At 36.2% G+C, this 13,787-nt stretch carries 6 protein-coding genes; 1 reads left to right on the plus strand and 5 read right to left on the minus strand.

Annotated features, from left to right (window positions below; genetic code table 11):
* Positions 1–5: 5 nt before the first annotated feature.
* The 5 genes from VGE71_RS08300 to VGE71_RS08320 form a co-directional block, all read right to left on the minus strand.
* Positions 6–1,448: a pectate lyase gene (locus VGE71_RS08300; RefSeq protein WP_331137902.1), complete on the minus strand. Its 1,443-nt coding sequence runs from the start codon at positions 1,446–1,448 to the stop codon at positions 6–8.
* Between the two features lie 232 nt (positions 1,449–1,680).
* A complete protein-coding gene (locus VGE71_RS08305; protein WP_331137903.1) occupies positions 1,681–3,270 on the minus strand; it encodes a DUF5123 domain-containing protein in 1,590 nt (529 codons plus the stop codon).
* Between the two features lie 29 nt (positions 3,271–3,299).
* On the minus strand, positions 3,300–5,321 hold the full coding sequence (locus tag VGE71_RS08310; RefSeq protein ID WP_331137904.1) for a RagB/SusD family nutrient uptake outer membrane protein: 2,022 nt from the start codon (positions 5,319–5,321) through the stop codon (positions 3,300–3,302).
* A 9-nt stretch (positions 5,322–5,330) separates the two neighbouring features.
* On the minus strand, positions 5,331–8,699 hold the full coding sequence (locus VGE71_RS08315; protein ID WP_331137905.1) for a TonB-dependent receptor: 3,369 nt from the start codon (positions 8,697–8,699) through the stop codon (positions 5,331–5,333).
* A gap of 134 nt (positions 8,700–8,833) precedes the next feature.
* A complete protein-coding gene (locus tag VGE71_RS08320; protein ID WP_331137906.1) occupies positions 8,834–11,368 on the minus strand; it encodes a glycoside hydrolase family 95 protein in 2,535 nt (844 codons plus the stop codon).
* A 457-nt stretch (positions 11,369–11,825) separates the two neighbouring features.
* Here VGE71_RS08320 and VGE71_RS08325 point away from each other — a divergent pair, with 457 nt between their 5' ends.
* On the plus strand, positions 11,826–13,766 hold the full coding sequence (locus VGE71_RS08325; RefSeq protein WP_331137907.1) for a glycoside hydrolase family 97 protein: 1,941 nt from the start codon (positions 11,826–11,828) through the stop codon (positions 13,764–13,766).
* Positions 13,767–13,787: the final 21 nt, after the last annotated feature.

Below are 13,787 nucleotides of genomic sequence, written 5' to 3' on the forward strand. Positions count from 1 at the left end.
TTTTTTTAATTATTCAAAACCAAACTATTAATGTAGACTTCGATGTTTTCATAAGTCTTACTTAAATCATGACCGTTCGGATTGTTTTTTGTTAGATCTAAATTCTTTTTCTTTTTCCAGTAATCTGGAATTCCGTCGCCTGAACTGTCGATGGGAGCTTCTTTACTTATTAAATTAGCCCATCCACCAACATCTTCCTGTGAATCGATTATACCTTTGGTACTTCCTTTCGAGCCTTCATACGTATAAGTTCCGTTTTTAACCTCAGCAGCAATTCGTACATCAATAGCATCTCTTACTAATGATGCTCCGCCAAATTGTAACACTTTTTCATAGGCTTGCAACGCTGTATCTGTATGAAGATTATTGGATATGTTGTGAGGAACTTTCATTCTCATAGCTTCTTTTTCTTTTTCCGGAATTACACCATAACCCGGATGAAATTGATTGTATACACCGTAAGTCCAATTGTCTTTTGTCGCTTCTTTACTGCCTTCTACAACATTTCCGTCTATATAAAATTTACCCCAAATATTAAAAACCTCTTTTCCTGGAATCTTGTTCTTATCAATCGCAATAATCTTAGATGACTTTCCCGTAGCAGGCCCTGGTTTATAATAACAATTGACAATATTTACATTCATGGCTTCTCCGCCATAACAACTATTTCCAGCCCAGTTATAAATCACATTATTACGTACATCGACCAAATCTGTAAGTGCAAATGAAGTTCCTGCAGATTCACCCAATCTTGGATTTCTACTGTCATGATGGGCTAATAAATTATGATGAAAAGAGGCTTTTTTTCCTCCCCAAATCGCTCCATAACCATGTGATCCTTTTTCATGAACCGAAACTTTTAGACTTTCTGTGACAAAACACCATTGAAAAGTTGTGTTTTCATTTGCATACAAAGAAGCAGTTTCATCAGAAGACCAGCTTAGCGAACAATGATCTACAATAATATTTTTATGAAATCTGGATTCTAAAGCATCTGCCTGTTGTTTTGCCGCATCTCCCATTCTAAATCTCATGTATCTCACGATTATATTATCTGCGTTAAGAACCACTGGATAATCTTTTATACAAATTCCGTCACCTGGTGCGGTTTGTCCAGCGATAGTGAGATCATTTTCTTCAATACTCAATCTGGATTTTAGTGCTATGTTTCCCGAAACTTTAAACAGTACATAACGCTTTCCTTTTGTTGTTACTGCTTCTCTAAAACTTCCTGGACCAGAATCGTTTAAATTGGTCACAAAAAGAACTTTTCCGCCTCTTCCGCCTGTAGTGTATCTTCCAAATCCTTCTGCTCCAGGAAAAGCGTCTATTTCTTCAGCTGGTTTATCTGATGTTTTCCTCTGATTTGTACTTTCGCTCCCAATGGAAACGGAACTGATAAAGAAGAAAGTACTCAAAAGTAAACAGCTACTTATTTTTTTTCCCATAGTCAATAATATTATTTAAGGTATCCAAAAAAATGCTGTAAATATTTACAATTCAATAAAGTGGTAAAAACAATTTTTTCCAAAAACTACAATTAAAAATACCATTATTAAATCATAGAAACCATTATTCAGACACCTTTATTCATTCAATTTTTTTGAAATAAGGGGAATTCGATAGAATTCCCCCATTAAATCAACCACGATTTAACTTAAACAAAAACAATTTTTTATATTAAAACCATCTTGGATCTCCGGCAACACCCGTTCCGGCAAATCCGATACCTGGTTTTATATGATAATCTCCTATAGTCGGATTAACAAAGAAATCGGCTATGTTTAATGGAACTTCTGTAATACCAGTCATCGGTCTTGTACCGTTTATAACATCTTTGGTTTTGTAATTTCCGCCATAATTAATAGTGATACTGTTGTAAGTTCCACTAGTGCTGCTAAGAGCCGTTGCGCCGTTAGGACCAGCTATAATGCAATTCTGAATTGAAACTAATACTGGAAAATTATTATCAAAATTCCATAAATGTCCCATAGCTTCTTTTACATTTACACAGGTAATATTTCTAAAATTGATACTGGTTTTTACTCTTACATCTGCAAAGCGCGTATTGATTTCGGTAAGAGTGCAATTGGTAACATTTATTGATTTAACTGTACCACCTGCTCCAACATTCATTACACCATAACCTCCAGTTTGTGACACCAAACAATTATTTACGATAATATTTCCAATAACGCTGGCTCCGCTTACTCTGACTATAGAATTTAATTTTGAAATCGTACATCCTTCTACCAAAATATCATTTACGACCTTTGTTCCTAAGTCTATAAAGAAACTATCCGCTGAAGTAGTGGTTAAATTCTGGATTATTAGATTATTAATTTTATCCTGAACTCTAAATCTAATGTTGGTGATATTCGTCAAAACTCCGTTGTTGTTTTTTGCTCCAGAAAAAGCGATATTATTGACACCACTTGGAATCGTTACATCTCCTCCTATCGAATAACTTTCACCTGCTCCAAATTCAACTGTTATATCTTTTGCTCCGCCAGCCACTAGCCCTTGAAGTGCCGTTCCTATACTCGAAGCTGTATCTGTAAGCAATACTTTATAGGTAGTACTGCCGAATATACCTGTTGTTTTTACGGGTAAGCTACCACGAAGAGCAGTTCCGTTAAAAATTTTAGCAGTGTACGTAGTTCCTCCTTTCAAATTTGCAATCTGAGCAGTTCCTTCAGCCTTTTGTTGTTCTGTCAAAACAATATTCTGTACCAAGGTTGAAGCTTCATCATACAGACTAATATTGGTTACTCTTGGATTAATAGTCCAGTTTAACCCAATCGTAGATGATGCTGAATTATATCCTTTAAACAACTGTTCTGCAGAAGTAACAAAATAAATTTGGCTGTATTTAGATTCTTTTCCAGAAGCCTCATCAATGCTTTTCATTCTCACCGAATAACCTGTTGTACCGTCCAATTCGTCGAAAGTCTGTCTGTATTCTATTTTAGACTGATCGGAAGAATTAGCAAAAGGAGTTAATGTATCTGCTAGAAGCTCAACTCTTTCTACAATAGTATTAAACTGCAAACTGTCTTTACTAAATTCGAATACATACTTTGTTGCGCCAATCGATTTTGTAAATTTTATTTCTACAGAGGTTGGCTGTACTGCCGAAGCATCGAAAATAATTGACTTAAAAAGACGGTCATAACTGGAATCTACTTCCCAGTCATTATAATCTTTTTCGCAGGCAGTCACAAACAAAATAAGGATCATGACACCTAAAATTCCTATTATATTTTTCATCCTTTTTAAAATTTGATTAATGTCATTGATTAAAATCCGTAAGAGTTGGTTATTTTACCTTTAGATTCGAAAATATCCTCGTAATAAATAGCAAAGAAGTGTCTGTAATAACAGGTTCCGTTACCTTTTGTGTATTGCGCAAGACTACTTTGAATTTCAGTTCCATTGGTCAATGAACCTAAAAATCCTGAGTAATCATATTCTCTTGCCAGACCACTCGCTGCCAAAAGCGTTTTAACAGGCCAGTCTATATAGTTTTTATTGGTACCGGTAAGTGGTTTTTCTGCATTCGCAGGAAACCAACTCACACTTTTATATTCTGGCCCAGGACTTGCTGGAAGATTTTTATAATAGTTAAGTGAACTTTTATCAATGTATTCGGCATCTTTATATTTGTAATAAACCGTTCTTGGGAAATCTGTAGGCTGATAATTTTTGTCAAAGATTTTTACCGATTGTTTATTGTCAAACATCAGACAAAGCGTTTTTTTCATTGTTTCAATTTTGTCAAACAATAATCCCCAACGAACCAAATCATGTTTACGAATTGATTCACATCCGAATTCCCATGCTCTCTCATTAATAACTGCTTCAAGAAAATTAGAATCGTAAACCTGAATTTGAGAAGAACCTGCTCCAAAAGCTCTTTCGCGAACTTTTTCTAATGCCTGTCTCGGAGATATTCCTGCTACTGAGTTAACGCCATCAGCACTGTTAATAGCACTTTCTGCTTCTGCATACATCAAATAGATATCCGAATAACGCATTACAATCCAGTTTACACCAGTAGCAATTCTCGAAGTTGCCGTTTTGTGCATAGCCAAATAAGATCCCGGCATCCAGTACATTCTCCATTTTGCAAAATTCACGCTTAACGGATCATTCTTTACACCCTCAATATTATCTTTTGTATAGTTTAGCCAGCTTAGCGTAACATCTCTACGTTTATCTTCTGGAGTAAAAGAATAGAAATAATACGCTTGAGAAGCTACGTAAGTTCCTCCAAAACCCCTGCTTCCGTATCGGCTACTTCCGGCAACTTCATATCCCATCAATGATCCAATATCTCCATTATTTCCAAGACCAAAAGCTACTTCAAATAAATTTTCATTGCTACTGTTTTGTTGCAGTCCACAAACTGTTTTCCAGATATTTTCATAGTCTGGATCTAAATGATGCGGATTGGAAGGACTTCCAATTATTTCAGCAGTTTGTTGTGCAGCAATCTGATAGTACTCTTTCCAGTTTTTAACTCTTCCCACAAAGTAACCACCAGCTTCAGGAATTGTCGGATGATGTTCTAATTCTGTTCCTGAAAACAGATTTCCGTCACGTAAAGACCAACCACCTGCAAAAAGAGCAACTCGCGCTAAAAGTCCTTTTGCAAAACCTTTAGTAATACGCTCTGCTGTTGTATACTCAGCCGTCGATTTCAGCCAAGGCAAATAGCCCTGAGCTTCATCCAAATCTTTAACCAAACTGGCATAAATAAGATCTCTGTCTACTTTACCAATGTAAACATTAGACAAATCAGACTTAGAAGTTCCTTCTTTATACGGCACATCTCCCCAATTTCTTACCAATTCAAAATAAGCCAGAGATCTCATTACCAATGCTTCCCCTAAAAGTGGTTTCATCTTATCAGCCTGAGTTTCCAGAATAGGAGAATTTCTAATTCCGTCTACTGCAGCAGAAGCTAATTCAGCCAATTGAAATAGACCTTCCCATTTTGTGGTTTGATTGTACGAATCATCATAAAAATTTCCTGCACCCTGATCGCTCGTTGTCGAATTATAAGCCGTAGCAGTAAATCCTTGATTGCTCTCTATATCTGAAAATCCTTGCCAGTTAACCGATAATTTCTGTCCGTAGATATAAGTGTCAGTCATTCTTCCGTATATTCCCATTATGGCTGCTTTGGCCATAGACGGTGTTTGAAAAACGGTTTCAGAGCTTAATTTTGAAGGCGATGTAGTATCTAAAAAATCATCATTACAGGCCACACAAACAGTCAGTAAAAATAAGCTGGAATAGTATAATAGTTTTTTCATGTCTTTTAATTAAAATGTTACATTAACTCCAAAAAGGAATGTTTTTGCTTTTGGATAAGCAGACCAGTCCACACCTGGTGTTAAAGGTGTGTTTCGTATTCCGTCTACCTCAGGATCTTGTCCGGTGTATTTGGTCCAGATATGTAAATTATATCCAGTAAAATAGCAACGTACATTTTTTACTGCACCATCTTTTATAATACTTTCTGGCAGTGTATAACCTAGTGTTAGTGTTCCTAATCTTAAAAATGATCCGTCTTCGATAGCCCAATCCGTCAAGATAGTAGAGTTAGAAAGCGGATGCCACATGCTCTTGCCTTGATTGATTTCCTGCAACAACTGCGGATTGGCATTTTCTCCAAACATAATATTATATCCAGTTGTAGGGTCTATAGTAGTGAAACGCTTGTCAATGCTCATTTCGGTACTCATATTCTGGTATCGTTTAGAACCGCTGAAAGTCGTATTATCTATTTTGTTAGCATTATAAATATCATTTCCGTAAGACCAGTTAAACATGGCAGAAAGATCAAATCCTTTGTATGCGGTACTAATAGAAAACCCTCCAACATGTTTAGGCTGTGCTCTTCCGATTACTTTTCTATCTTGATCAGGAGAAATTACAGTTCCGTCACCACTTAGTTTTTTAAGTTTAATATGTCCGGGACCAAAATAATTTCCAGATGTAGTAATAACTTTAGAAGCATCAGCAACACCTGGATTCAAAATCCATTTTTTCTGTACATTATCATACGTAAAGTCATCAAAAGTGTACATTCCATCCGAAACATAACCGTACATCAATCCAACTGGCTGGCCAACAATAGCTCTAAAATCATCTCTTCCAACGGCAGGAGCCCAGTTAGAAGCAACAATCATTTCACTCGATCCATCTAATTCCTTTACTCTGTTATCGTTGAATGCAATATTAAAACTCGCTGACAATAAGAACTTTTCATTTCTGACAATATCGCCCGAAGCAGTTATTTCTAAACCTTTATTAGATGTTCTACCAATATTTTGGTACTGAGTCTGATACCCAGAATTTGAAGGCAATGCCACTCCAAGTATTAAATTTTTAGTATCATTTTTATAAGCATCTACACTTACTGTCAAACGTTGGTTAAAGAATCCCAAATCAAGTCCTGCATTTGCAGATACCGTAGTTTCCCAAGTTAAGTTTTCATTTTTCAGAACATTTGACGTAACCAATGCGCTTTGTGGTTGTTCATTTATATAATAGAGATTTCTGCTGGTTGATTGAAACCCATATTCTTGTCTCCAGTATGAACCTACTCTGGCATTTCCTACCTCTCCATAACTCAAACGTACTTTTGCATTTGAAAGCCAGTTTTTGGTCAGTTTCATAAATGACTCATCTGATAATCTCCATGCAAATGCAGCTCCTGGGAAAAAACCTTCTCTATTTTCTTTAGAAAAAACATTCTTAGAATCTGATCTCGCTGTCAAGGTCAAAATGTAGCGATCACGGAAAGTATAATTGATACGTCCGAACAAAGAAGATGTTCTTGAAGGTTCCATTATAGTCGTATAAGTTGGCTGAGGAGTACCATAGTTCCACATTGCCAATACATCTTTTGCAGTGAAATCTACTGGGAAAAACTTAGAGTCACTTCTCATCTCTCTTCCTTCTGAATTGTACATTTCCTGTCCGGCCATTACATCAATTTTGTGCATTTTATTGTCCAGTTCCAGATTGTACGAAATTGTGTTTTGAATGGTCCATAAATAACCTTTAAAATCAATGCGTCTGGCTACTGGCTGTCCTCCATTTGCACTGGCTTCACCTGTTTTATTAAGCCAGATATTATCAGTATAATCTCTATTGGCTGCGTAACTTCCTTTAGAAGAAATCGTCAGGCCTTTTGCCGCCTTCCAAGTAATACCGGCATTAATTGTGGCATTAAACCTGTTTTGGTCTTTGTATTCATTTGTAATGTTATAAACAGGATCATTAAGCGAACTTAAAGCTTCCGCAGAAGTTACATCATCTGAACCTCCTAATCCACCACCTGTACTGTTTAAGCTATAAACTGGAGCATATTTAATTCCGTCTCTCAGTTTACTTCCGCTGGAAACACTCGGACCTGTAATAACAGTGTTCGAAATCCTTGAATTAAAATCAAAGTTTAGTTTAGAATTTATCTTTTTATTGAGGTTGAAACTCAGATAGTCTCTTTTGTATGCAGAATTCAGCATAATGTAATCTTCATCATCATGGGTGTAATTGATCTTGTATTTAAGGCTTGATTCTCCACCCATCATACCAATATCAAAATGTTTCTGAATTCCTGTATTGCCGTAGAGTTTTTCCTGCCAGTCTGTTCCGCGTTTTGATTTGTAAATATCAATATCATCCCACGCTCCGTACATACTGTAAAATGAAGTACTAGAAGTATTAACACCCGGATCTAACTCTTTTTGAAAATAAACATAATCATAAGGCGATAGAACCTCGGTTAGGTTATACGTATTTTTAATACCTGTATAAGCATTCATAGTGATTTCCGTCTTACCTGCTTTTCCAGATTTTGTAGTAATTAAAACTACTCCGTTTGCTCCTTGTGCACCGTAAATAGCCGTAGAAGAAGCATCTTTAAGAACATCTATAGATTCTACGTCACCTGGTGCTATATCATTGATATTGCTAACCTGAAAACCATCGACTATAAACAATGGCGAATTATCCTGAGTAATAGAACCTCCTCCTCTGACACGAACTTTGATTGGAGTATCAGGTGAACCATCTGCAACAGTTACATTAACTCCCGCCATACGTCCTGCAATTGCTTGTAATACAGAAGTAGCCGGAATATCTTTCAACTGTTCCATACTCACCGACGCAACAGATCCAGTCAAATCTTTTCGTTTTGTTGTACCGTAACCGATTACTACAACTTCATTCAGATCTGTTGAAGCTTCCTTCAATACAACATTCATGTTTAATTTACCCGTAACCGGAATTTCCTGCGTAATCATTCCCACGAAAGAGAACACTAAAATGGATTTTTCTGGAACTCTGTCTATTGTAAAATTTCCGTCCATATCGGTTACTACGCCGATTTTTTTTCCTTTCACTACAATAGAAACTCCTGGTATTCCAAGACCAGCTTCATCAGAAACACGTCCCTTTACAGTCACTTCTTTTTCCTGAAAAAACAGCTTTTCATAAACTGCATTCAGATTTAATCTGGTATTTGAAATTAAATTGGTTTCATGGTGTTTTGTTTTTTTATCCTCTTTAGCATATACTGCAGAAGATAGCAGCATATAGAGCAGCAGAGCGCTTTTTGTTTTGGTTTTTCTCCTGCAATCGCTGAAGAAATCAAATTGTTTTTTGGTTACTCTTCTTTTCATAAATTTTGGTTGGTTGGTTAGATAGTGTTTCTGATAATACCGCAGTTCTGGTCAGGAATCTGCCTAAAAACTATGGTTTATCATTTTTCATAATTATTCTCTTTTATTATTATTTTAATTGTTAAACATTGATTCTAAAATTCTGCAGAACGGAATGTATACAGCTTTCCTTTCTCTGTAGGACTATCATATTCTGAAACTTCCTTAATTTGAATTCCTTTAAGTGCTGCCTGATCAGAAATTAGAGGTGCTGCCACAGGCTGATATTTAAAAATCGGATTGGAATTTTCTCCCGCTGCTTTTATGAGACCATTTCCTTTAAGTTTGGAATAACTCCTCAGTCTCAGATTTCCTCCCGCAGTAGATCTAATGGAAACAGACTGTATTTTACCGTTTTTCCATTCCAGATTTTCTATCACAAAGCCGCCACGAGCTTTTAAGCCAGAAACTGAACCCTCAGACCATACATCTGGCAAGGCAGGCAATAAAGCAACAGCTCCATCATGGCTTTGTACCAGCATCTCTGCAATTCCGGCAGTGCATCCGAAATTACCATCAATTTGGAAAGGCGGATGAGCATCAAACATATTTGTATAAGTTCCGCCATCGGGATCTTTAATTGTCGCATTTGCCGGTTTTAGATTCAACTGATTTTTAATGAGCAGATACGCATGATTACCATCCAGATAACGCGCCCATAGACAGACTTTCCAGCCCATAGACCATCCGCGACTAGCATCTCCTTTACCTTCCAGTGAATTTCGGGAAGCCTCAAAAAGTTCAGGAGTTTTAAAAGGTGAAATCTCTCTTCCAGGAAAAACTCCCCACAAATGAGAAATATGACGATGTGCATCATTTTTACGATCCCAATCTTCCATCCATTCCTGTAGTTGACTGTATTTTCCAATCTGCATTGGTGGCAATTGAGCTCTTATCCCCTTTAGTTGATTGGTAAACTCTTTATCTGTATTTAAAATTTCGGCAGCATCAATGGTATTAGACAATAAATCAAAAATCATCTGATTGTCCATCGTAACTCCAGCGAAAACATTGCATCGCTCTTTACCAGCCGTACCATCTGCTTTTATAATATCATAATAATGAAGTCCAGGACTATGTTCAGGAGAAATAGACGGCGATGCCACCAAATAACCCGTTTTCGGATCTTTGATCAAAAAGTCCTGATAGAATTCGCAGGCACTTTTGAGGATTGGATATACTTCTTGAAGGTATTTTTCATCGGCTGAAAACAAATACTTTTCCCAAAGATGAGCGCTAAACCACGCATTACAAGTTGGCCAAATTCCTGCTGTATTATCCACAGCGCCAGTCATTCTCCATAAATCGGTATTATGGTGCAATGTCCAGCCTCTGCTTCCATACATTTCAGATGCCGTCTGTTTTCCTGTAACACTAACATCCTTAATTAGTTGTATAAAAGGATCATGGCATTCGCTTAAATTGGTTACTTCGGCAGGCCAGTAATTCATTTCCACATTAATATTGGTGGTATACTTGCTATCCCAAGCTGGATACTGACCAGAATTAGGATTCCAGATTCCTTGCAAATTAGCCGGCTGACTACCCGGCTGTGATGAAGAAATTAGCAGATAACGTCCGAACTGGAAATAGGTTGCCGCCAAAGCAGGATCCTCGAATGTTCCAAACTCAGCAATACGCTGATCGGTTGGCTTTTTCAGTTGTTCAGATGTTCCCAAATCCAACTTTACTCTGTTGAATTGTTTTTGATAGAATGCAATATGATCTTCTTTAGCCTTATTGTAATTCTTTGAAAATTTAGATAAGAAAGCCTTCGCACGCTTTTCAGCATCTCCCGAAATATCTTTATAATTAATGAAATTAGTGGCAACAGAAACGTAAATGATGGCTTCATCAGCATTTTTAACCATAATGCTTCCATTGTCAGCTTTTTGGGTTCCACCTTTGGCCGTTACTTTTATCTGTGCGTTATAGTGTAAAAGATTAGGGATATTTTCCTCTTTCTCTCGTGTACATTTGCCTTTTACTACAAGTACACTATTCTGTCCAGCAGGCACTTCAGAAACTGCAGTGACCATATTTGTTTTTAATGGTCCTGCAAAAGAGGTTTTAAAATTGACTTTTCCTTTTTTATCGGCACTCAGTCGGATGATAATTAACTGATCTGGAAATGAAGTAAAAACTTCTCTTGTATACGTCACGCCATCTGATTTATATCGAGTCAGTGCAACGGCTGTATTCAAATCTAGTTCTCTATAAAAATCAGTATATGTCTTATGTTCAGGTACGGTTAAAACTAAGTTTCCTATTGATTGATACACTTGACCGTGAGAAGTTGTTTTTCTGTCAGCAATAATATTTTCAAGTGAAAGTTTTTGTCCTTCTATATAATTTCCTTCACTAATATAATTCTGGATTGCCTTTAAATTCTTTTTAGCGTTTGGATTAACATTTTGGTATGGACTTCCCGACCAAAAAGTATCTTCATTTATCTGAATCGTATCAGATTGAGGTACGCCATAAACCATAGCGCCCAATCGTCCGTTGCCAAGAGGCATTGCATCGGTCCAGGAAGCAGCTGGTTTATTGTACCACAAGGTCATTTTTTTCTGGCCACACATATTCCAGAATATGATAAAACAGGCTGCCGTAAATAGTAATTTTTTCATGTAAAACTCAAACTATTATCATAATAAAAAGAAGGTATTTTTACTAATTGTATAATTTATATATTAAAAAATTAAACAATCAGTAATTACACACCGTCAAAAGTATTTTATTAAACCAGCTGAGACTTTTAAATTTTGGTCAAATCCTTCCAATTTTTGATCATTATCCCTTATTTACAACGATTTCGAATCGTAAATGCATTTCTATTTTCAAAAGAATAATTAAGACGAAAGTTGCCCTTCAACTTTTTTCACATTTTTTAGCATTCAATTATAAAGAGACTTGAAAACATTTTGTCTTTGTTTAAAGACTCCCAAATTTATTTTGCATCATTAAACTATTGAAGTCCTACATTCGATAATAATCTAAAACTTGTATTTAAAAAGAGCTTGAAAATTAAAATGTTATTTTTACATTTATCTTTTAAAAACCACAACTTTCTAACTAACAGATTAAATGAAAACTTATATCCTTGCCTTATGCCTTATTGTTTCCAATCTTCTAACCTCACAAACAGTGACACAAACTGGTCCCAAAAAAAAGATACGACTGGATTTCACTATAGAAAATGGAAAAGCCTATTACAGTTTGTTTTTCTTGAATAATGAATTCATCTCCAAATCACCACTTGGTTTGACAAGTTCTGTTGGAGATTTTACCTCTGGATTAAGGTTACTTAAACATACTTCAAAAGAAATAAAAGACAATTATACATTAAACCGTTCCAAAATAAGTAAGGTAAATTACAAAGCAACAGAAGTCCAATTTACTCTTGCAGACAAATTGAATGACACTATTCACATCGTATTCAGACTGAGCGAACGTGATGCTGCATTTAGCTATATCATTCCTGAAAACGGTAAAAAGTCTGCAGAATGTACTATTACAAATGAAATTACTGGTTTTAAGATTCCTCAAAATTCCAAAACTTTTATTACGCCTCAAGCACCTCCTTTAAGCGGATGGGAAAAAACCAAGCCTTCTTATGAAGAAGAATATACTCGCGAAGAACCTATAGGCAAAGCATCACAATATGGTTTGGGTTATACTTTCCCTGCCCTCTTTCATTTAAATAAGGGTTGGGTGCTTCTTTCTGAAACAGGAAACAGTGGAACTTATCCTGGTACCCGATTGAGCGATGCTTCTTCTGATGGAACATACACAGTTGCTTTTCCTCAAAAAGGAGAAAATAACGGACTTGAATCTTCTTATGCTGTTTCTACGTTACCTATGCAAACTTCATGGAAAACCATCACTATGGGAACGGATCTGAAACCGATAGTAGAATCTACGGTAGCAACTGATGTTGTTAAACCAATAGTAAGTTCTTCAAAAGTTTTTAATCCTGGTCGTGCTTCTTGGAGCTGGATTGTATGGCAGGATGAAAGTTGTAATTATAACGATCAGATAACTTTTATCAATTTAGCCTCAGATTTAAAGTGTGAATATATTCTAATTGATGCCCTTTGGGATGTAAATATTGGAAAACAGAAAATGGCTGAATTGGTTCAGTATGCCAAATCAAAAAATGTTGAAGTATTATTGTGGTATAATTCTAACGGACAATGGAATTCGGCACCGCAAACACCCAAAGACAAAATGAATACTGCCGAAGCAAGAAAAGCAGAAATGAGCTGGCTACAGGAAATTGGTGTGAAAGGTTTAAAAGTAGATTTTTTTGGAGGAGACAAACAGGCTACAATGAAGCTTTATCATGATATATTAGTTGATGCGGCACAATATGGTCTTAATATTAATTTTCACGGTGCAACTCTGCCTCGTGGATGGGAACGAATGTATCCTAATTATATGACCAGCGAAGCGGTTCTAGCTTCTGAAAATCTAGTTTTTCAACAGAAATTCAGTGATAATTATCCTGAAACTGCCTGTATTTATCCGTTTACAAGAAATGCAGTGGCTGCAATGGATTTTGGTCCCGTTTTCCTCAATAAAAGACTCAACAGAAATCCTGAAAAAGGTAGTATTCGTAGAACTACTGATGCTTTTGAAATGGCTACAGCTGTTATCTTTTTTTCTCCAGTACAACATTGGGGGCTGGTTCCTGAAAACCTTAAAGAAAAACCAGATTACTTATTCGATTACTTAAAAAATGTACCAACAGTTTGGGACGAAACTCTACTGATTGACGGTTATCCAGGTAAATTTTGTGTCATGGCAAGAAGAAAAGGAAACAAATGGTATATAGCAGCTATTAATGGTGAAAATAAAGAAAAGACAATTCACGTTAATCTGCCAATGCTGAAAGGTAAAAACACAAAAATCATTAAGGATAGTCAAAATTCTGACTCGGAGTTAATAAGTAAAAAATTCTCTGGAAATACAGAGATTGATTTAAAATTAGCTCCAAACGGCGGTACGGTTATTTATGAACTTTAGAAATCTATTTTACTACCTGTA

It is taken from the genome of Flavobacterium sp., from assembly GCF_036405015.1.
Classification (GTDB): domain Bacteria; phylum Bacteroidota; class Bacteroidia; order Flavobacteriales; family Flavobacteriaceae; genus Flavobacterium.